The organism is Rothia nasisuis (genome assembly GCF_928381405.1).
Lineage (GTDB): Bacteria > Actinomycetota > Actinomycetes > Actinomycetales > Micrococcaceae > Rothia > Rothia nasisuis.
In genome coordinates this window covers 64,801-85,771 of the sequence record NZ_CAKMSB010000006.1, presented here as the reverse complement: position 1 = coordinate 85,771, position 20,971 = coordinate 64,801, and the positions used below count along the sequence as shown (strand labels likewise).

Sequence of the window (20,971 nt, the reverse complement as noted above, 5' to 3'; positions counted from 1 at the left end):
GGAGGGTGTAACTGTGACCTTCTGTTGCGATTTTATTGTCGTTATTAAACTGCGGTATGACAAGTGATAAGGAAAGTTATCCACAGGTTTAAAAATAGTACTTGAGTCGCAGGCGGCTACTCTGCAACAGTAGCCCCATGCACGACAGAATCGAACGCATCGCTGCGAAGGTAAAAACATCTCAACAGCTCAATCTCGAAGGGTTCAGCAAAAACCTCATTGGTGCTATGTGCCGAAGAGGTGAGCTCATTAGGCTCACACGGGGTGTCTACATCTCAGCATCAGAAGGCCGGCAGTTGACACCTGAAGAGCGGTGTATTGCTGTAACTGTAGCGCTCGCGATGTCTCATCGGCAGGCAGTGCTCAGTCATGCCTCTGCTGCGCTGATGTGGGGCGCCCCGCTCCTTGGGCTACCCCCAAAAGTTGAGCTGTCCCTTCCTCGTTCTAATCATCGGCACCACAGCCAGGTCAAGTACCATAGTTGCAGGTCAGAGGTGTGTGCTTCAGCCTACCTGATAGGTGGTTTTTCGGTAACAGATCCGCTAACGACCATTCTTGATTGTGCCCGTACTCTGCCTGTAGTCCAAGCCTTGGCGATTACAGACTATTTCCTGCACCGGGCTCATGTGAATTATCAAGATGTGCACACCCAGCTCAAGAGCACCAGTGGTTATGGAACAAATAGTTTTTCTCTTATCGCCGAGTCAATGAGCGTTCTGACTGAATCGCCTCTTGAATCCTTAGCGATGCTCAGAATTGTGCAGTATAACCTCGAACGCCCTCGTCAACAGCTGGAAATTAGAACTCATAATGGCAGGGTGCACCGAGCAGATTTTGCGTGGGAGTCATTGAAACTTCTGTTGGAGGTCGACGGTTTGCACAAATATTACGGCGCCTACCGCCCGACGGAGGAACAGCTGCGCAGGGACGCCTTGCGGCAGCGTTCTCTTGAGCTCACGGGATGGACGGTAGTTCGGGCCACCTGGGATGACCTGATGAATAAGCCTCAGGTTGTTCTTCACCGTCTCATGCGTTCTGGGGTGAAGAGGCTGGAGAGGTGACCCTCGATTCTTTCCGCATTTATTCTGAAAACTCCGCAACTAGTTGCGGGTAAATCAGAATAAATGCGGAAACCTCGTACCGGCCGCACTCAAATCTCCACCCAATCACTCGTACCTAACCGCCCTCTTGCACCCAACCATCCACCCTCCCCTCCGTGCCTAACCCCACACACCAACTATTTGCAGTTCCTGCAATATTGCAGTTACTGTAAATATATGCTGAAAAATATTCCCCCTCCGGACCAGCGCAGAGCGCGCTCAACCGCTTCTAAAAATAAAATTGCCTCAGCAGCCGAACATATTGTGCTCACCAGCGGGCGGGCAGGACTAACCGCCTCTGCCCTAGCAGAGCAGGCAGGGGTCTCAGAGCGCACCGTCTTCAACCACTTTAAAAAACTTGAGGACGCTCTTACCCACCAGCTAGCAACCCACCTGGAGCCCTGTATCGATGAGCCGCCCCTGCCCCAGAACCTACCGGCAGAAGAGCTCCCCCGCGCTCTCGTTCAGCATTTTCACGATGCCATAGAGAATCACCGCTCACAGCAGAGTATTATCCGCTTTATGACTCTGGCAGCAGCTCTGGGCCATGACGAATTTGAACTAGTAGCTAGAGAAGTCAGGCTAACCCTGGACGACATCGGCAACACTCTTTTCAACGAGATGAACCGGCTCTACCCCACACTCTCCGTTGACCAGGTTTTAGCGTTAGGGTTGCTGATTCACAACCTGATGACGGCCTACATGATTGGCTGGGTGCGCTTTGCCCAGGACGTTGACGCCAGCATTTTTAAGGGCTTTTCTGTGCCGTTCACTATCAAGCCCCATATGTTTGTGCCTTATATCCATGCCTACATTGACCAGGTAGCCGCAGGCACCCCGGTATTTACAGCTGACGGCAGCGTTGCCGCAGATCAGACCACCTAAGAGAAAATACAACTACGCGAAAGGGAAACCGGCAGAGCATGTCTGAATTCCTCTACAAAGTCGGTAGCTTCGCAGCTCGCCGTGCCTGGGCCGTCATCGGCATCTGGGCGCTGGTCATTGCGCTGGCTGGCGGCGCTTACGCATCCTTTAAGGGTGAACTGACCGATTCTATTACCATTCCTGGCACCGAGGCGCAGCTGGTTCAGGAAGAGCTCACCGACACCTTCAACCTGAATCTCAATGCGGGCACCGGCTCTGCCATCTTACAGACCGAGAACGGTTCAGCCTTCACCGACGAACAAAAAGCTGCTGTAGCCGGTGCCGTTGCTGAGGCTGAGGGCGTTGAGGGTGTCGATACCGTCAGCGACCCCTTTGCTATTGCTCAGCAGCTTGCGGACGGCCAGACCCAGCTTAATGCTGGGCAGGCCGAGCTGGCCAGCGGCGAGCAGCAGATAGCGGACGGCCAGGCCCAGCTTGATGAGGCCAAGGCTCAGTTGGATTCGGGGCAGGCCGAGCTTGATTCTCGCCGTGCTGAGCTAGATTCAGGCCAGCAGCAGCTTGATGAGGGCTACGCCCAGCTTGAGGACGCCCAGAATCAGCTGAACGAGGCCCGCACCCGTCTTGAGGGTGAGGGAGCACCGCCGGAAACTTTCGGTGAGCTCGACGGCCAGCAGGCCCAGCTGGATGCTCAGCGGGCTCAGCTGGATGCGACCGCTGAACAGCTCAACCAGGGTCGTGCCCAGCTCGATGAAGCCCAGGCTCAGCTTGACCAGGGGCGTGCCGACTACGAGGACGGCCTTACCCAGCTCGAAGAATCCCGCTCCCAGGTAGAGAGCGGCAAGAGCACCCTTGAGCAGAACGCCGCCCTGTTGGAGATGTCCCAGAGCAGTATTGCGATTTCTGAGGATAACTCCACCGCTATCGTCTCTGTTACCTTCGATGCTGAGACCGGTTCTATTCCTGCTGAGACCCTTCAAGCAACCCAGCAGAAGCTTGATGTACTGGCAGATAGCGGCCTGACCGTCACCTACGACCAGTACATGCAGGGCGTTGAGCCCCATATGAATGCAACCGCGGAGATTATCGGTATCGGCATTGCCTTTATCATCCTCCTTCTCATGCTTGGCACCCTGGTAGCAGCCGGTCTGCCGATTATTATGGCGGTAATCGGCGTGGGTATCTCTGCCTTGGCCGTCCTATCGCTTTCCAGTGTTGTCGACATGACCTCGACCACCCCAACCCTGGGCACCATGTTGGGTCTGGCTGTGGGTATCGACTACACCCTCTTCATTCTGAACCGGCATCGCACTAACCTGGCTAAGGGCATGGGTGTAAAGGAGTCTATTGCCCTAGCAACCGGCACTTCCGGCGGCGCGGTCTTCTTCGCAGGCGCTACCGTCATTATCGCCCTGCTGGGTCTGAACGTCGTGGGTATTCCCTTCCTGGGCGTGATGGGTAATGCTGGAGCCTTTGCGGTTGCGGTTGCCGTGGCGGTAGCCACCACCCTCTCCCCCGCTGTGATGTCTCTGCTGGGCGAGCGCATCCTGAGTAAAAAGCAGCGGGCGAAAATTGCGGCTGGTGCACAGGCAGCCAGTGGGGACGATGCTCAGGCAGTTGCTATTCGAGCAGAGGCTAAGCGGGCGGCGGCTGACCACGAAGAAGCCCGTCGTGGCTGGATTGGCCTGGTTCTCAAGAAGCCGCTCGCTACCGTTGCGGCTGTAGTGCTTGCCCTGGGCGCTGTGGCTCTACCGGTGACCGATATGCGTCTGGGTCTACCGACCGGCGCTTCTCAGCCGACTGATTCTGCTGCCTACATCTCCTACACCACCGTCGCTGAGAACTTCGGTGAGGGCCAGAACGGCCCCATCGTGGTGGCAGCCCGCCTACCCGAGGGAACGACCGAGGAGCAGGCTAAGGCCTTGCAGGTTGAAGTGGGTCAGAATCTGCTGGAACAAGGCGACGTCTCAGCGGTCGTTCCCGCCATGATTTCTGATGATAACTCTGCCCTGCTCTACCAGGTGATTCCCGGTGAGGGCCCCAACGCCGAGTCAACCACTAACCTGGTACACACTCTGCGTGATTTGACTGTCTCAACCGACAACGGTGAGGTGACCTTCGGCGTCACCGGTCAGACCGCTATGGCCGTTGATATCGCCCAGAACCTGGCAGATGTTCTGCCCCTCTATGTTGCCCTGGTCATGGGACTGTCGCTGCTGGTGCTGATTCTGGTCTTCCGCTCCATTCTGGTACCGGTCACCGCGACCCTGGGCTTCCTCTTCTCCCTGCTGGCAGCTCTCGGTGCGACCACGGCTGTGTTCCAGTGGGGCTGGGCCGCTGAGCTCTTCAACGTTTCAACCCCCGGCCCACTGCTGGCCTTCCTGCCGATTCTGGCAGTGGGTATTCTCTTCGGCCTGGCTATGGACTACCAGCTCTTCCTGGTATCTGGCATGCGAGAGGCCTATTCACACGGCCGCGGGGCTAAGACTTCGGTTGTTGTGGGCTACCACCACGGCGCTCGCGTGGTCACCGCAGCTGCCCTGATTATGGCCGGTGTCTTTATCGGCTTCGTCTTCTCGGGTGACCCCATGATTGCCTCTATCGGCTTCGTGTTGGCGGTCGGTGTGCTCTTCGACGCCTTCGTCGTGCGCATGACCCTGATTCCGGCGCTCATGTACCTGCTGGGTGAAAAGGCCTGGTGGCTACCTGCCTGGCTCGATAGGGTTCTACCCGACCTGGATGTTGAGGGCACCAAGCTCGAGACTCAGGCCCAATAGGAAGAGAGCGCCCCCAGGTACCCGCGGCACCGGCTACGCACAACATTAGCCCGCATTTATTCTGAAAACACCGCAACTAGTTGCGGGTAAATCAGAATAAATGCGGGCTTTTCTGCCGCTAAACTGAAGGGCATGCAGACTTTTACCGCGCAGCAGGCAGCAGAGCTGGCCGTCGTAATCCGTGGCGACTTTGTCGAATCACGGCATGTAGGGTCGCTGGTGGTGCTGGCGCCCGACGGTTCTACGGCCCTGAGTTTCGGCGCTCCCGAGGCTCTTATTTATGCCCGTTCAGCGCTCAAGCCCTTACAGGCTATTGCCTCGATGAACGCGGGGGCCGAGCTACAAGGGGCCCAGATTGCACTGGCTGCCGGCTCACATACCGGGTCTTTTGAGCACATGAAGGTGGCCCAGTCGGTGCTGGCTGAGGCCGGTCTAACCGCTGATGCCCTGCTCTGCCCACCGGCCTGGCCCGCAGATGAACCCAGTTACCATGCCCTGGTGACAGCGGGGCACGGTAAACAGCGCCTGGCCTTTAACTGCTCAGGTAAGCACGCGGCCTTTCTGTGGGGCTGCGTCAAATCAGGGTGGCCAACCGAAACCTATCTGGAGCCCGGCCACCCCCTGCAAGAGCTGGTGCTTCAGACCGTCGAGGAATTCACGGGAGGAACACCCCAGCACGTGACGGTTGACGGGTGCGGTGCACCTGTAGTTGCCACCTCGCTGGTGGGGCTGGCCCGTGCCTACTCCACCCTGGGTTCAGCGGTTGAAAATATCAAGGCCGATGCCCGCGCCGCTACCGTTGCAACGGCCATGGTGGACTACCCCGAGTACGTCCATGCCCCCGGCGGCTCAGATACGGTGCTGGCTGAAACCCTGAGCGCCGTGGTCAAGCGGGGCGCCGAGGGCGTACTGGCTATAGGGTTGCGCTCTGGCGCGTCAGTAGCCTTGAAAATGCTTGATGGTTCCAACCGGGCTGCTTCTCTGGTGGCGGTGCGTGCACTACAGGCAGCGGGCTTCCTCGAGAGCAAGCTTGCCGACCGCGCTGTTGAGGGCACAACTTTGCCGATAACTGGTGGCGGGCGGTCGGTAGGAGCTATTGGGCTGGGCGTTGCCTTTGAGGGGCTACTCTAGTGGCGATTCGGCGCAAGATTTCAGAGCAGGACGGCCTGGTAGCCGTCGCTCAGGTACGGCAGGTTTTTGAGACAGCAGAGGTCGCGGACGACCACGCGGCGGCTTTTGCTGCCCTGCCCCGTAGCGTGCGGGCGACCGGCGTCCGTTTTCTCCTTGAAGAGCTGGCAACGTTGGCCCCGGGTAACTCGGTAGAGGTGCGCGTGCCACCCTTTGGGGTGGCCCAGTGTATTGCCGGGCCGCGGCACACTCGTGGCACTCCGCCCAACGTGGTTGAGACAGACCCGGTCACCTGGTGTGCCCTCGCCCTGGGGTACACTACCTGGGAGCGGGCAGCCTCTCGGGTAGCTGCGTCCGGTCTGCGCTCAGACCTACGTGAGCGTCTGCCTCTTCTCTAGGCCCACCCCGTACCGCTTCACTGAGGTAAGGTTGATACTTATGAGCTTGATGTCCCGTTTCCGCCGCCCGCCCAGCCCCGAAACACCGCTTACCGATGCTGATAGGCAGGCGGCTCCCGGCCAGCACTTTGAACCAGCGACGGCACCAGAACGTGCCGAACTTACCGTGCGCCGGGCCCCCTCACTCCCGGCTTTCGCGGTGACCGGACTGCTCATCGGCCTAGTGGTAGCTTTGATCGTGACCGCCGTAGGCCCCGAAAACCCCGACTACACCTTTGGCGCGGTTTACGGTGTGATGGCCGTAATTTTTGGGACGCTCTGCACTGCCGCCGCCATCGTGCTCGCGCTGCTTCTTGACCGCCGCTCGTCCAAGCGCACTACCACCTACAGTGCTATCAGCACCAACGACTAGCCTCGGCCCACCCATGAGCCTGCACAGCTCACACGGTGGGCTGTTCTTATCAGGTGCTAGCCGGGCCGGGTACACTAAAGATGTTCGCTCGCTCTGACGCCCGTGCGCGGTATGAGCGGGATAACCACCACGACAAGAGACGGAAAACCACCTTGGCTCGTCCTGACGGAAAACTCTCCTTCGATCTTGACCCTGTAGACCACGGACCCAAAGATGAATGTGGTGTCTTTGGCGTGTGGGCTCCAGGCGAAGATATCGCCAAACTGACCTACTATGGCCTGTACGCCCTGCAGCATCGCGGGCAGGAGTCAGCTGGCATTGCAACCAGCGACGGCAAACATCTGAGCGTCTACAAAGATATTGGCTTAGTCTCCCAGGTTTTTGACGAGGCAACGCTCAATTCTATGGGCGGTCACATGGCTGTGGGCCACTGCCGCTACTCCACTACGGGCGGTAACATCTGGCAGAATGCCCAGCCCACTCTGGGCGATACTCCGCACGGCACCATCGCTCTGGCACATAACGGTAACCTCGTGAACTCTGCAGATCTCTACGACCGGCTACTGGCTCAGAACGGCGGTAAGCGCCCCGAGCGCGGCGAGCTAGCGCAGGGTAACACTACTGACACTGCGCTGGTCACCGCCTTGCTCAAGGATCATGACTTTGGCAGCCTCGAAGAAGCAGCCCTCAACCTACTCCCCACACTCTCGGGTGCTTTCTGTCTAGTCTTTATGGATGAAAACACCCTCTACGCGGCCCGCGACCCCCAGGGCGTGCGCCCGCTGGTGCTGGGGCGGCTTGACCGTGGCTGGGTCATTGCCTCTGAGACCGCAGCACTCGATATTGTGGGGGCCTCCTATGTGCGGGAGGTTGAGCCTGGCGAGTTTATTACGATTGATGAGGACGGTCTGCGCTCCACCCGTTTCGCCGAGGCCAAGCCAGCTGGGTGCGTCTTCGAGTACGTCTACCTGGCCCGCCCCGATACCACCATTTCGGGCCGTAGTGTCTACGAGTCCCGTGTAGAGATGGGCCGCCAGCTGGCTCGTGAACACAGGGTAGAAGCTGACCTGGTTATGCCTACCCCCGAGTCAGGTACCCCCGCCGCTATTGGTTACGCCGAGGAATCCGGCATCCCTTTCGGTAACGGCCTGGTCAAGAACGCCTATGTGGGCCGTACTTTTATTCAGCCGTCACAGACGATTCGCCAGCTGGGCATCCGGCTGAAGCTCAACCCCCTACGCTCGGTGGTAGAGGGTAAGCGGCTCATCGTGATTGACGATTCGATTGTGCGCGGTAACACCCAGCGCGCCCTGGTACGCATGTTGCGTGAGGCCGGGGCCAAAGAGGTGCACGTGCGTATCTCATCCCCGCCGGTCAAGTGGCCCTGTTTCTATGGCATCGACTTTGCCTCGCGTTCCGAGCTGATTGCCAATGGCCTGACTATTGAAGAAATCGGTCAGTCTCTGGGCGCGGATTCTCTGGGGTTCATTTCAGAGGACGGCATGATTGCCGCCACTGAGCAGCCTCGCGAGCGTCTCTGCACCGCCTGTTTCACCGGAACCTATCCCATTGAGCTGCCCGGCGAAGAGCGCCGCGGCAAGTCCATCTTTGATGACTCTAAGGGTGGGCCCCTTGCCGGTACGGCAGCTGAGGTGACCGTTGAGCGTCCGGTTGCCCACAAGCCTTCGCAGGCTCACGCTGTCTCCATTGACACCCGCCCCGGCACCGAGGCACTTGAGAACAAGTTTGAGGCTCAGGCGGACTCCCTTGACCCGGCTGCCGGGGGTGGGGCAACCACCGGCTCCTGTGAACCGGGCCCCGACGCTGACCTCGAAGACCTTGTACTCCCCCAAGATACGATTCCTGCCGATTCCACCGGCACCGACCGAGAGGCCCGCTAAATGAGCGAGAACCAGAAGGCAGTCACCTACGCTTCGGCGGGTGTTGATGTTGAGGCGGGCGACCGCGCTGTTGAGCTGATGAAGGACGCTGTGAAGGCCACACACGGCGCCGGTGTGGTGGGCGGAGTGGGCGGCTTCGCCGGCCTCTTTGACCTGTCTGCGCTCAAGGACTACCGCAAGCCCTACCTGGCGACCTCCACCGACGGTGTGGGCACCAAGGTGGCCATTGCCCAGAAGCTGGATATTCACCACACTATCGGCCATGACCTGGTGGGTATGGTGGTGGATGACATCGTGGTGACCGGTGCCCGCCCCCTCTTTATGACTGACTACATTGCCACTGGCAAGGTGGTGCCTGAGCGCATTGCCGATATTGTGCGCGGTGTTGCTGAGGGCTGTTCCCTGGCTGGTACTGCCCTGGTGGGTGGTGAGACTGCTGAGCATCCCGGTCTGCTGGCTGAGGACGAGTACGATGTGGCCGGTGCTGCTACCGGCATCGTTGAGGCCGATGAGCTGCTGGGCCCCGATCGTGTACGCGAAGGCGATGTGCTGATTGCTATGGCCTCAAGCGGTATTCATTCCAACGGCTACTCCCTGGTGCGCAAGGTACTCTCGGTGGCTGGCTGGGGGTACGAGCGTGAGGTTGCCGAGCTGGGCCGTACCCTGGGTGAAGAGCTGCTGGAGCCCACCCGTATTTATACCGCTGACTGCCTGGATTTGATTGCGGCTTTCCCGGTGAATGGTGAGGATGGGCAGACCGGTTCGGGTGTGCGTGGCTTCTCGCATGTGACCGGTGGCGGTCTGGCCGCTAACCTGGCGCGTGTGCTCCCCCAGGGCACTGTTGGTCTGGTCGACCGCTCCACCTGGGAGATCCCGGCTATCTTTAAGCTGATTGGTGAGCTGGGTTCTGTGCCCCAGGCCGACCTGGAACGCACCCTGAACCTGGGTGTGGGAATGATTGCCGTGGTTGACCCGTCCGTTGCCGATGCGGCCGTTGAGCGTCTAAACCAGCGCGGCCTGCCTTCCTGGGTACTGGGTACCGTCCAAAAGGATATTGGCGAATACAGAGCCAGCCCTGACTACGTGCAGGGCGCCAAGGGCGTGGACGGCGGCGCGGCAGTGTTGCTGAATAACTACAAGTAAGAAGCTTATTCATAAGGGGTTCCGCAGGCTCACACCTTCGCAAGCTCAGGTGATTCCGTTCGCTCTTGAGTGCTGACGCACCCGCTTCACTTCATCTGCCGACCCTCTCGCCTGGTTCGCTCCTGGCTCGCAAGCTCGCCAGATGCGCAAGGCTTTCTTTTTCGCTTCGCGAAAAATCCTTGCTTATCCAGGCGATTGGTGCCCCGCCTTGCGGCGGATTCCGTGCCCTGAGGGCGTTGCATCTTCGCTTCGCTCAGATGATTCGCACCAGTTTCTTTTGTCACCTGGGGGCGGAAACTGGTGCTCATCCGGTCACTTCATCCGAGCCAGCAGCTTCGCTGTGAACCTGCTTCACCTACCCTTATGAATAAGCCTCAATTACAAACTGTGCACGCCGCTCTCGTTACACGGTGAACCCGCCTGCCCGCAGGTGATCGATTACGTAACTGTATACCTCGGGCACGTAGTGAAAGGGAGCTAGACCCCACCTGTGATTCGGGTCTGCGTGCGTTATCTCTGCAGGCACGGTAAGGGTGAGGGCACCTGCCGCCGCTAGGTGCTCATAGTAGCGGGCGTAGAGGCGGTTGGCCTCTGCCGCCACTACTCCCATGGACGCTGGGGTGGGCTCACCTGCCACGGTGGTCTCGGCCCAGTTCACCCTCAGTAGGCGTGTTTTCGCAAGAAGCCCGCTGGTACGAAGCTGCTCTATGAACCAGGTAGCTTTGTCGCTCCATTCTTCGAAATGGGCGTCGCTTCCAAAGGGTACGTGAGAACCTGGCTCCAGCTGTTCTCGGGCAGCTCGAGACTGCATGAGGTCAATGGAGCGAGTGACGACCTCCCCTGACATGAACCAGTGCACGCCGTGACGCTCATCGGTGAGGTCCCACAGGAGTAAATCAATGGTTTCTGCCTGAGCGAGCACAGCGTTCAGAGGTGCCCCGGACCAGTCTTGCTGCACCATGCGTGTCTGAAATTTAGAGGGCAGGCCCAGGTTGCTGGGGAGTTTGTAGGCGGCGTCGGTACCGTGAGAGAGAAGGGAATGACGGGCAACGTACCCGGATAAAGTATAGGACCCCACCGGCAGGGTGGCCACCGTATCCCGAGCCACGCAGGAGCCATAGATGTAAATGCGGAGTGGTGTGCTCACCGCTGGCTCCTTTTCTCTTGTAACAGGCCAGTTACGAACTATAGTAGGTGAAAAGTAAAGTTTCTGCTGTGAAGCGTCGAAGAAGAGGTAGCTCTATGCTGGGCCGTACCCGTGTGCACACCATGCTGCTCAACACTCGCAAGAAGGTGTGGCACCTACGGCACGGTGGCCTCACGCAGCTGAAGGTGTTTATTCAGCGGGAACGCGCCCTGGGCAGGAACCAGGGAAGCCTGGCCCAAGGCGCCCAGGGTTCTGGCTTGCTCTGGGGGCAAGAGGCAGTTGCTGAGGTTCCAGCGGTGCGCAAGGACGCCCGTCTCGGCTCTGGTTATCGGCTTGAGTTTGATCCGCTTCGGGCTTTACCCCTGCCGAAAACCTACCCGGGTGTGAAGGTAGCGGTTATTCTTGACGATTTTTCTTTGCAGGCATGGGGGGCGGAGTTTGAAACGCTTGTGCTTCGACCTGACACCTGGCAGGCCCAGCTCGACGAGACACCCGTAGATTTTCTGCTGGTGGAGTCCGCCTGGGCGGGTAACGGTGGCGCTTGGCAGTATCACTTGACGGGCCCGAGCGCCCCTCGCCCCGCCGTCCTAGCGCTGGTCACCTGGTGTAGGGAGCATAAGATTCCTACGGTCTTTTGGAATAAGGAGGACCCGCCCCACTTTGACGACTTTCTAGCGACGGCCCGGCTCTTTGACTATGTTTTGACCTCGGATTCGAACACGGTGCCCCGGTACACGCAGGAGCTGGGGCATGAACGGGTTAGCCCGCTGTCTTTTGCAGCGGCGCCTTCGGTACATAACCCGGTTCGTGCAAGCGGGTTCGTGGCCTCACGCGGGGTGGCTTTTGCGGGAACCTATTTTGCGCATAAGTTCCCAGAACGCCGCGAGCAGATGGACGCCCTTCTGACGGGAGCTCTCGTTGCCGCACGTAAGAGCAAGGAGCCGTTTGAAATTTACTCACGGTTTTGGGGCAAGGGTGAGAGGTACCAGTTCCCTGAACCGTTCGATGGGCAGGTGGTGGGTTCGCTCCCCTACCCTGCTATGGTGCGAGCCTATAAGGCGCACAAGGTTTTCTTAAACGTGAATTCAGTGGTTGACTCCCCGAGCATGTGTGCCCGGCGTATTTTTGAGATCTTGGCGTCGGGGACGGCTGTGGTTACCACGGGGTCGGCAGCAGTGCGAAATTTTTTTGACGAAGAGCAGGTACTCGTTGCCGATGACGCGGAGCAGGCCGAACTCAAGATCCGCGCCCTGCTCAATTCGTCTATGCTACGGGGTCGGTCGGTTCACCTGGCACAACGGGAGATTTGGGCCAGGCATACCTACGCTCATCGGGCTCAGCAGCTGATAGATACGCTGGGCTTGCCCGCCCAGCCGCACCCACGCTCACTGGTAGCCAGCCCGCTCGTATCGGTTCTGGCTCCAACTATGCGCCCGCAGCAGCTGGGCCACGTGTTTGAGACGGTCGGCCGGCAGAAGGACGTTCGGGTTCAGCTGGTAGCGCTAACGCACGGTTTTGAGGTGCCTCAGCAGGCCGCCCAAGAACTGGCTGATCAGCATGGGCTGGCCGATGTGGTGCTTCTGAGCGCTGACTCTGACCTTACCCTGGGGGCCTGCCTCAATCTCATGGTCGCCCGAGCGGCAGGTAACGTACTAGCCAAGATAGATGATGATGACCTGTACGGTGATTACTATCTACGGGATATGATTAATGCTTTACGCTTCTCGGGGGCAGATGTGGTCGGTAAGAGCGCCTACTATGTCTACCTTGAGGGCCACAATGTAACGGTGCTACGCCGCCCTGAGCTTGAGCATCGTTTCACGGATTTTATTGCTGGCCCAACCTTAGTGGGCTGGGCCGAGACATTCAGGGCGCACCCCTTTGAAGATAGAACAAGAGGTGAAGATACAGCTTTTGTTCGATCTGTGGTGGATAGCGGCGGGTTGGTGTATGCGACTGACCGTTACAATTTTGTGCAGCGCAGGTTGGCTGATCAGAGTCATACCTGGCAGGTTGATGATTACCTGTTACTCGCCAACGGTCAGGCTACCTACGCTGGGCTCAATAGAGCCGATATGATGTTTTAGATTATTTATTTATGAGAAAGACCTTATGGATCAGCCTCCGTGAGCCCGTGCCGGTTGCCGGCTCGAGGGAGCCAAAAAGTAAGATTTTTGAAAAAGCCTCCACTTTCTGTAAATATTTTTATACAACATATTCACTTTGAGGATTTCTGTCATGACTAGTCGCTCTGTTGCCTTTGTAGGCCTAGGTTACATTGGCCTGCCAACCGCTGTTGTTCTTGCCAATCACGGGGTACAAGTTACCGGTATTGACATCAACACCAAGAATGTTGACCGCATTAATCGCGGTGAGGTGACCATCGTTGAACCCGGCCTTGAGAAGCAACTACAGCAGGCTCTAGCCAGCGGTAACTTCAAGGCGACTACTGAGATGGTTCACGCCGACGTGTACATCGTTGCTGTGCCCACCCCTTTCAAAGAAAATTACGAAGGCGACCTAAGCTATATCTTCTCTGCTGTAGACTCTATTTCACCGCACCTGCGCGGCGGCGAGCTGGTGATTCTGGAGTCAACCTCTCCCCCCAAAACTACCGCCACAATGGCAGACCGCATTCTGGCTAACCGGCCTGACCTGGTAGCTGACGGGGCAGAAAACCCCGGTAACAAGCCCGTGCTTTATTTTGCCCACTGCCCTGAACGCATCCTGCCGGGTTACGCCATGGAGGAGCTGAAGACGAATGACCGTATTATTGGCGGTCAGACCCCAAAGGCAACTGCGATAGCCACCGAGGTATACACGTCGTTCTGCACCGGTGAGCTACTACCCACCGACGATGTGACCGCTGAGATGGCTAAGCTCACCGAAAATTCCTTCAGGGATGTCAACATCGCGTTCGCGAATGAACTGTCGCTGATTGCTGACGAACTGGGAATTAACGTGTGGGAGCTAATTCGCCTTGCCAACCACCACCCCCGTGTGAATATTTTGCAGCCCGGCCCCGGTGTGGGCGGGCATTGCATCGCTGTTGATCCCTGGTTTATCGTGTCTTCAGACCGCAAAAATTCAAACCTGATTCGCACGGCGCGCGAGGTGAACGATGGTAAGCCCCGCTGGGTTCTTGAAAAGGTCAGGAACGCTGCGGGGTCATTGGAGGCCCCGGTCATTGCTGCCCTGGGGCTCGCTTTCAAGCCGAATATTGATGATTTGCGTGAATCTCCGGCTCTAGATATTACGGTGGAACTGGCAGAAACCTTTAAGCACGGTAGGGTGCTGGCGGTAGAACCGAATGTGTCTGGGCTTCCCCCTCGGCTACAAGACTACGCAAATGTTGAGTTTGCGGAATACAGTCAGGCAATTGAGGACGCCGACGTGGTAGTTCTTCTGGTAGATCACAAGGAGTTCTTGACCGTGCCAGCAACGGCACTGGCAGGTAAGAAGGTTGTAGACACCAAAGGAATCTGGCGCTAAGAAGGCTTATTCATCAGGCAGGGGCGCCGCCCTCGGGCTCAGAACGAGCGCGAGCCCGAGAGCACCCCGAGAAAAACCTTGTGAATAAGCTTCATTCGCTGAGGATTTCTTGAAGGGCGAGCTCCAGCTTTTGAGGATCAATCGAGAAGCTGCTGGCCATATCGGCTGTGGTCTCAGCGGAATTTCCCTGTAGCGCATAGTAGAGACCCTTCTTATGGCACACAATATCGTAGAAGAAGTCATGCCTCATGCTGGGGGTTGTCAGCGCAAGCACCTTCACCCCGTCCGGGCTGAAGGCCAAGCTCGAAAAGGCCGCCCCCAGGTTACCCACAACCACGTGCGCGCCCTTAAACAGTGAGGCTTGCTCCGCAAAAGAGAGCTGCTCAGGAATAATCTTCACAAAGCCGCTCTGTTTGAGAAGGGGCCAGATTTCGTCTTCGTTAATTAGCGACCGGCGGCCGTACTCGTTACGCGAGATATAGATTTTCCGGTGCACCCCGGCTGGCACCTTGTCCACTAGCTGGGTCAGGAAGCCAAGGGCTTCTGGGCTCTTGATGATGGGGTGAACCGTTAGGGCAGCTGGAATATACACCGATTCAAACTGCCCCGTCGAGTTATCGTGCTCCATCACGTCGTCCGGGCGAATGCCGGCGAGGAGCAGGGTGTCGTAGACGATGCTCCGCATGGCCTCTCGTGGCTCATTGATGACCCATATCGGGTCGCCCGGAAGCTTGGCCTCCTTCACCAGCTGAATACGGCTGAGGGTATCCCAAAGCCAGTGGCCGTAATTGGCATCCCACACTGATTGCAGAAGCACGTGTTGGCGCTCTGGAACAGCCTCAACATAGTGGTCGGGCGCCAGCTCCCGGCCCGTCCACAGGCGGTCTTCTTCAAGACGGTACACGCCTCTGAAGGAGTCAAGTTTTCTGGCGCAGTTCATGGTTTCTGCGACCAGGTACCCGTCTGAGGTGCAGACGACGCCACCCCCTATCATCGTCGCGTCCTTCAAGTAGCCCGAGGCTAGGGGGCCCATCGAAACAGGCTCTTTGGGTGATGACAGGGCAGCGAAGCTGTGCTGGATGTGCGGCGCACCACCCACAACAGTTCCCGGTATTCGGTGGTAGCTGCCAGATTCGTGCAGGTCGAAGGAGCTGCTCACGTCACGCATGCTACGGACGGGGAACAGGCGAGCTGGGTTATCGCTCTTTTGGATGATGACCGCGTGCTTCAAAAATTTCACTGATGCTACGGATTCGCGGAAGTAGAAATCAAATCCGCTCTCAGGGGTGGCGCTCTGGTTCCCACCAACAAAATCTGTCACATAAGACAGAATCTGATGATAGGCGCTCTCTCTTTCGCCGCCCTGATAGTTTTTCTTGAATACACCAAAACTGGTGTGTATATCTTCAATAATGTAGTAGCCGCCGGGTTTGAGGGCAATAAATAAATGTTCAAAGGCCCGCATTTGATGGTCCCAGCGGTGGGTGCCGTCATCAATGACGATACCAGGGTTAAATTGACCTGCTATCTTCTTGAAAAATTCTGGGCTGTAGGCTGTGGGGTGCACGCATGACACCCTGCCATCGAACCCCTGGGTCGTTTCTTCATCTGTTTCTATCGCGAGGAACTCGGCGTGTGTGAAGTAGTCGAGCAGGGTCTTAAGGAGCCCGGGGTGTGCAACCCCAATGAGCGTTACCAGCAGTGGGTCCTCTTTGAGGTCTTTAAATATTTTTTCGTACTCAACCAAATAGTTGTGTACCAGAGATGAACTATCTGTCTGGTGGAGAACTCCGAGCTCGTCAAGGCTGTGATGTGATTCCCTACCTGTCGGTTCAGACACCGCCACTTCCGAACTTTCTGCTGTGGTATTCACAACGAGCCTTAAAGCATGAGAAACTCTCTGCTCCTCATAGTCATAGGTTTTCAGTTGTACCTGCCAGGAGGGGGTTTTTGCGAATGAGACATCGAGCGACCACTCACCGTCTGAATCAACTTTCGTGGCCTGATAGTACTTATCACCGATCTGTATGGCCACTGCTGTTCCGAGAGGAGCCCGCCCCTTAAAGGAGATAAACCCGCTCTTGAGGGGCCGGGCGTAGTGTGACGCCTGGTGGAGGATGGGCCGTGCAAGGTTACGGTCAACCGGCAGCTGGAGTGACGGAATCTTGATATTTTTATCCCACGTCAACTCGAAGGGGGAACCTTGTTTCAAGGATTTCTTAGCCGCCTCGAGGGCACCCAGAAACAGGGATCGGGGCGGAATGGGGTGGCCCTCGCCCCAGTAGGTCAGGTACCCGGTTAGCTTATCTTCAGCTATTTCTTGCAGGCCTTTGACCGGGCTTTGACCGTGCGAGGCTAGCTCAGGGAGATAGTGGTCTTTCATGTGCTCAGCATCGCCTAGGTTCTGTAGCCACACGGCCTGTCCGCGGTAGGTAGAGCCTTCTTCAAAGAGGTCTCGCACGGCTAAACGAGAGCCAACTTTTGCGTATGCTTCAGCCCAGTCCATTCCCTGCAATACATGTTCATAGAACCCAACTGTATGAATTTTAGGGCCTTTGCTCATGTCACGCTGCAAAGAGTACCCGAGGGCTACTGCGCGTGAAAAATGCGCACCGAGCTGCAAGGCCGCTACCCCACCGGCTGAGCTTCCCACCAAAATGATGTCTTCAATACCGAGCTGATCAGAAACATATGCGATGAGCTCTTTGATGCCGAGGGTGATATCGTCAGCCACTGTGCCAAAATACCACCCATTTTTTAGCGCATGAGATAACCACAGTGTGGGGTCAGAGATATAGAGCTTGTTATCAGCAACCTCAGCGAGCGTACCCCGCCACTCGTAGTGGGGCAGTCTCAGGGGGCCGGGTTCCAGGCCGCCGTGAAAACAGACAATCAAAGTTTTACTGCCCGGGTTAGGTTCGAAAAGCGCCTGGATAGGCAACGACTCTCCGCCGTGTTCGCACCTTGCCAGCACAAGTTCGTGGGTACCGTCTTGAGAGAGCTGGTTCTGATCCTGGGGACGGAGGATGCGCGGAGTCGGGCTGAGTGGTTCGTACCCCGGGATGACCTCACGAAGCGTGTCTACAGCCAGAATACTCAGGGTGAAGCCCACTTCCTCTGTAGGCAGCAGGCTCACCCGGCGAGAGTAGCTCTCAATGGTGCTCTGCGCAGCCTGAGACACACAGAAAATGTTCGCCTCAGCGTTGCAGTACCGCGCCCAGTGAGCTTCTGCGTCCCCGAGAATAAGAACTGTTTCTGCCCGGTGTAGCTGTGATACAAAGCGCCTTATCTCCTGCTCGCCCGCATACAATAACTGGGCTCCAGAGGCCTCGCACTCCCGTGCTATCTGCTTTTCATTGAGCAGAGTAGCGCTACCTCTCATCTGCCCAGACAAAAGAACCACCAGGGGGTACTTTCGGTGCTGAGGTGCGGATTGAGTGCAGTGTTCAAGGAAGACATCCGTATCGTCCACGTGCACTGACCAGTAGTCCCCCTCTCGCGTAACCGATAGGCAGCCCTGGATTTCTTCTAGTCCAGACACGGTCTGGGCGCCCAGGGCCGGAACGTAAACCTTATGCATGATCCTTTGCCCCCTAGGCTGCTAAGTTCTGATTTTTCTGCTTAACAATTTTTTCGAGAACGGCGATTAGTGACGGTACGTCACCCACCGGAACCTTATAGTCAACGTCCATCCGAGACATGGGAGAATCCTCATCCACCAGGGCAAGAATACCCACGCCCGAGCCGAGGTAGTCCGAGTATTTAGACGGCAGGAAGGGGTTCACGGGGAGGTTGCTATCTCGCTGAACATCGTTGACCAGGAGTACGTCGAACAGCTTTGTCGCGTTCAAAAACTCCATATACGACAGGTAGGGGTTACTGTAGATATTCGGCCCAAGCCCGAGGTCTTTGACGGCCTGCGCGACCTCTTCAGGCTTGTTGCTAAAAATATGCACCCGAATCTGCTGCCGTATCTCCTGCTGTGAATTAGTGAGAGCCTGGAGTACATCCCCGATGCCGCGGTTGCTATAGAAGCTACCAAAGTAGGCGATGTTCACCACGCCTGCGGGCACCGTATAGCTCGTTTGTACCAGGTCATACGCATAGGCAGGCGGTGTGGGGTGATGCCGTACAACCGACTTGCGCCGTACAAGTTCCTCAAGCGAGCTGTCCTGGTACAGAGACAGCATGTAATCCATCTGGTTTTGGTTAGTAAAAATCAGTTCGTCTGCAGTGACCAGGGTGACCAGCTCAACCACATCAAAGAGGGTGTTCATTGGGAGATAGCCGAAACCGCGCGCAGCGATACAGGATTTTAGGTACTCCGCAGTTGAATTATCGGTCAGCTTACCCGGGCGCTCCTGCCCCTCTGCATCTCTGCGTAGCGGATCTGAAAACTCAGCCGTCCAACGAACGTTCCAGTGCTTGTTTTTAAAGAGGGCGGCAGCCACATGAGAACCAACCCACAAAGCACGGCTATAGATATTCTCATACGACCCGTTCAGGGCGTGCTTACGTTCGGCCACGACCAGGGCCTTCTCTGCAAAATCACAGATTGGTTCCCAACCAGCAAATGAGGGGTGGCTGCTGATTATTTCACGGTCAGCAATCCAACGGTCAGCCAGTGCCGATACAGCGTAGTCATAGCGGCGCACCTTAGACATATCGTTGGTAATAACGTCGGTGACGCGGCCCCGTTCAACAATGGCTTTTGCCGCTACAACCGCGCTGGTATCAGAAAAAGGCGCAAAACAGTAGACGAAGGCTAGATCCTTAGCCTGGTCAAGCTGCACCGTCTTCCAGGGAAAAGTCCTGATTCCGCTGTGCTCAATCGCAGAGAAGACGGCCTCTTTTTCTTCAAGATTCTCTTTGAGGTAGCGCCCAACAAAGCCAGCCTGCGCGGCCTTAAGCTGTTCGGCAGCCCTCATCTGGGGTGTATTTTCCTTAATAGGGATGCTCTCTAGGGCCTTGATGCAGGCTAGTCGTTGTTCAACCGCAAAATTAAAGGTGAGTGATTGGCGTGATACGGACTGATCGCGGGTGTAGCGCAGGTATGAGGCAGCATCGAGGTCTTGAGGTACGGTGACCTTAAGCTCGGGGTACTGCAAGAGCTCAGCAAAGTACACGAGATCTTCGCCGCTCGCCAGGTCATCACGGTAGCGGGCCCGCCGGGCATACTCACGAGGGAAGAGCTTACACGCATTGAAGCCCAGGGCCCACGGGACCTCAGCGAGTGGAACCGTCTGCCCCCGAAGCTTATGAATCCTTTGGTTGAGCGTGTTTTCACCATCAATCACACCGTCAGGAGAAATATTGATAATGGGAGACAGCACAATATTTGTTCCGGTCGAGCTGCCCAAAGCCGTCTCTAGAAAGCCAAGTTCCACATCGTCATCGTCATCGACGAACGTGACGCGAGAAAACCTCGCTAAATCCAGGCCTAGGTTACGCGCGCCACCTGCTGACCCCTCTTCTCGCCAAAACTGACGGATGCTCACCGAGGGGTAGGTGCGCTGGTAGTTCTTAATGACGTCTGATGTTCCGTTGTCTTTACCGTTCACCACACAGATAACTTCATACCGGCGGGGATCTAGGGTCTGGTGAGCCAGAGAGTTAAGCACCAAACCAATTCTCTCGGCGCCATCGTAGGTAGCGATAATAACGGAAATCCCAGACTCCAGAACCCGGTCGAACTCACCCAGGTTAGCTTTCTTTAGCTCGGTGACCTGTTTTCTGTTGTCTGCAAGGAGCTTTTCCCGTGCTGCTGAATCGAGCAGAATCTTTCGGCCGTATTCCTGTTCCATTACCTGTCTTCCCCCGTGCCTGTCTCCCGGTTCTTGTCCCAGCGGGTCAGAATAATTTTTCCAAGCTTTGAGTTCGCTAGCGCGTCATACTTTCTCTGCAGAGCATCGAGCTTCCGGTTGAGGCTAACGACCCGCCCCTCAAGCTCAGCAATGTACTGCTTTGCTTTTTCGTCCGTTTTACCGGCGGAGCCTTCAACCTCCAGTAGGCTCTGTTCTTCAGGCTTCTTAAAGGCAACCAGTTCAAGGCTCTCTAGCACAGAAATCAGTTGCTCTCGCACCTCGATCTCGGCCGAAGAATCGCTGTGGCTAGAAATTTTCTGGCCCGCGAGCTCCAACCCCAGCGTAATACCTCTAAACAGAGTTGCCGCGTCTACGTCCTCAACCTGCGGCGTGCCCACTTCAAGAGCGATAACCTGCTCGTCAACCACATAGTCGCGCACGGCAAGCTTCTGTATGCTCTTGCGCGTCACAACCCACTCAACCAGGTGGGCGTGATTCTTGGGAAAGACGCACCAGGCCGTCTTACCGCCAAGTCCGTTCGCGGTCCCCACGTTGTCAAGATAAGCCTCAAAGGCTTCTGGCCTGGTATCAACCAGAGCCAACGAAGATTTATGAACTGCTCTCAGGGTCGTTGTCCAGTCATCGGTGACCTCGCACGAATCTTCAACGAAATCGAGCCCAAGGTGCTCACGGTGAAAAGCGTCGATAATGACCAGGGAGTCTTGAAGAGCTACACGCCCGATACCTGTGGGGTGAGGAGTTATTTTCATACCTACATCTTCTCTAC

Annotated in this window: 14 protein-coding genes; 10 read left to right on the top strand and 4 right to left on the bottom strand. The window is 56.9% G+C overall.

What is annotated here, in order from left to right; genetic code table 11:
* Positions 1–137 precede the first annotated feature (137 nt).
* The 8 genes from L6966_RS06715 to purM all read left to right on the top strand — a co-directional run bounded on the left by L6966_RS06715 (position 138) and on the right by purM (position 9,741).
* Entirely contained in the window at positions 138–1,061 is a 924-nt protein-coding gene (locus L6966_RS06715; RefSeq protein ID WP_083092008.1) for a DUF559 domain-containing protein, read from the top strand.
* Positions 1,062–1,277: 216 nt separating this feature from the next.
* Positions 1,278–1,985 (top strand): TetR/AcrR family transcriptional regulator, encoded by a 708-nt coding sequence (locus tag L6966_RS06710; protein WP_083092009.1) that lies wholly within the window; start codon positions 1,278–1,280, stop codon positions 1,983–1,985.
* 38 nt (positions 1,986–2,023) lie between these two features.
* Entirely contained in the window at positions 2,024–4,759 is a 2,736-nt protein-coding gene (locus L6966_RS06705) for an MMPL family transporter (RefSeq protein WP_237233109.1), read from the top strand.
* A 132-nt stretch (positions 4,760–4,891) separates the two neighbouring features.
* Positions 4,892–5,890 (top strand): asparaginase, encoded by a 999-nt coding sequence (locus tag L6966_RS06700; protein ID WP_083092011.1) that lies wholly within the window; start codon positions 4,892–4,894, stop codon positions 5,888–5,890.
* Positions 5,890–6,285 carry a sterol carrier family protein gene (locus L6966_RS06695; protein ID WP_083092012.1) on the top strand — a complete coding sequence of 132 codons (396 nt, stop codon included), beginning with the start codon at positions 5,890–5,892 and terminating at the stop codon, positions 6,283–6,285. The genes L6966_RS06700 and L6966_RS06695 overlap by 1 nt, the downstream gene beginning before the upstream one ends.
* A 40-nt stretch (positions 6,286–6,325) precedes the next feature.
* The gene (locus tag L6966_RS06690; protein WP_083092013.1) at positions 6,326–6,697 is read left to right on the top strand and encodes a hypothetical protein; all 372 of its coding nucleotides are present in this window, start codon (positions 6,326–6,328) and stop codon (positions 6,695–6,697) included.
* 152 nt (positions 6,698–6,849) lie between these two features.
* Positions 6,850–8,598, top strand: coding sequence for an amidophosphoribosyltransferase (gene purF, locus L6966_RS06685; protein ID WP_237224710.1), 1,749 nt, complete (start codon positions 6,850–6,852; stop codon positions 8,596–8,598).
* Positions 8,599–9,741 carry a phosphoribosylformylglycinamidine cyclo-ligase gene (gene purM, locus L6966_RS06680; protein ID WP_237224693.1) on the top strand — a complete coding sequence of 381 codons (1,143 nt, stop codon included), beginning with the start codon at positions 8,599–8,601 and terminating at the stop codon, positions 9,739–9,741. It abuts the gene before it with no gap.
* Positions 9,742–10,144: 403 nt separating this feature from the next.
* Here the strand turns inward: purM and L6966_RS06675 are convergent, their stop codons facing one another.
* Entirely contained in the window at positions 10,145–10,888 is a 744-nt protein-coding gene (locus L6966_RS06675; protein ID WP_237224694.1) for a DUF6270 domain-containing protein, read from the bottom strand.
* 95 nt (positions 10,889–10,983) lie between these two features.
* On the opposite strand from L6966_RS06675, the gene L6966_RS06670 reads away from it, so the two are divergent.
* Both L6966_RS06670 and wecC read left to right on the top strand, forming a co-directional pair.
* The gene (locus L6966_RS06670; protein WP_237224695.1) at positions 10,984–12,975 is read left to right on the top strand and encodes a CgeB family protein; all 1,992 of its coding nucleotides are present in this window, start codon (positions 10,984–10,986) and stop codon (positions 12,973–12,975) included.
* 151 nt (positions 12,976–13,126) lie between these two features.
* Positions 13,127–14,380, top strand: coding sequence for a UDP-N-acetyl-D-mannosamine dehydrogenase (wecC, locus tag L6966_RS06665; RefSeq protein WP_237224696.1), 1,254 nt, complete (start codon positions 13,127–13,129; stop codon positions 14,378–14,380).
* 91 nt (positions 14,381–14,471) lie between these two features.
* Here wecC and L6966_RS06660 read toward each other — a convergent pair whose 3' ends face one another.
* The 3 genes from L6966_RS06660 to L6966_RS06650 are packed head-to-tail and all read right to left on the bottom strand — an operon-like array spanning position 14,472 to position 20,954.
* The gene (locus L6966_RS06660; RefSeq protein ID WP_237233108.1) at positions 14,472–17,960 is read right to left on the bottom strand and encodes a glycosyltransferase 61 family protein; all 3,489 of its coding nucleotides are present in this window, start codon (positions 17,958–17,960) and stop codon (positions 14,472–14,474) included.
* Positions 17,961–17,973: 13 nt separating this feature from the next.
* A complete protein-coding gene (locus tag L6966_RS06655) occupies positions 17,974–20,184 on the bottom strand; it encodes a glycosyltransferase (RefSeq protein WP_083092020.1) in 2,211 nt (736 codons plus the stop codon).
* Positions 20,184–20,954, bottom strand: coding sequence for a hypothetical protein (locus tag L6966_RS06650; protein WP_083092021.1), 771 nt, complete (start codon positions 20,952–20,954; stop codon positions 20,184–20,186). The genes L6966_RS06655 and L6966_RS06650 overlap by 1 nt, the downstream gene beginning before the upstream one ends.
* Positions 20,955–20,971 lie beyond the last annotated feature (17 nt).

What these genes read in the sequence shown, in the direction of transcription:
- L6966_RS06690 (WP_083092013.1), top strand. Translation starts at nt 6,326, where the DNA reads ATGAGCTTGATGTCCCGTTTCCGCCGCCCGCCCAGCCCCGAAACACCG.
- L6966_RS06710 (WP_083092009.1), top strand. Translation starts at nt 1,278, where the DNA reads ATGCTGAAAAATATTCCCCCTCCGGACCAGCGCAGAGCGCGCTCAACC.
- L6966_RS06670 (WP_237224695.1), top strand. Translation starts at nt 10,984, where the DNA reads ATGCTGGGCCGTACCCGTGTGCACACCATGCTGCTCAACACTCGCAAG.
- L6966_RS06715 (WP_083092008.1), top strand. Translation starts at nt 138, where the DNA reads ATGCACGACAGAATCGAACGCATCGCTGCGAAGGTAAAAACATCTCAA.
- L6966_RS06705 (WP_237233109.1), top strand. Translation starts at nt 2,024, where the DNA reads ATGTCTGAATTCCTCTACAAAGTCGGTAGCTTCGCAGCTCGCCGTGCC.
- L6966_RS06700 (WP_083092011.1), top strand. Translation starts at nt 4,892, where the DNA reads ATGCAGACTTTTACCGCGCAGCAGGCAGCAGAGCTGGCCGTCGTAATC.
- L6966_RS06655 (WP_083092020.1), bottom strand. Translation starts at nt 20,184, where the DNA reads ATGGAACAGGAATACGGCCGAAAGATTCTGCTCGATTCAGCAGCACGG.
- L6966_RS06650 (WP_083092021.1), bottom strand. Translation starts at nt 20,954, where the DNA reads ATGAAAATAACTCCTCACCCCACAGGTATCGGGCGTGTAGCTCTTCAA.
- purM (WP_237224693.1), top strand. Translation starts at nt 8,599, where the DNA reads ATGAGCGAGAACCAGAAGGCAGTCACCTACGCTTCGGCGGGTGTTGAT.
- L6966_RS06660 (WP_237233108.1), bottom strand. Translation starts at nt 17,960, where the DNA reads ATGCATAAGGTTTACGTTCCGGCCCTGGGCGCCCAGACCGTGTCTGGA.
- wecC (WP_237224696.1), top strand. Translation starts at nt 13,127, where the DNA reads ATGACTAGTCGCTCTGTTGCCTTTGTAGGCCTAGGTTACATTGGCCTG.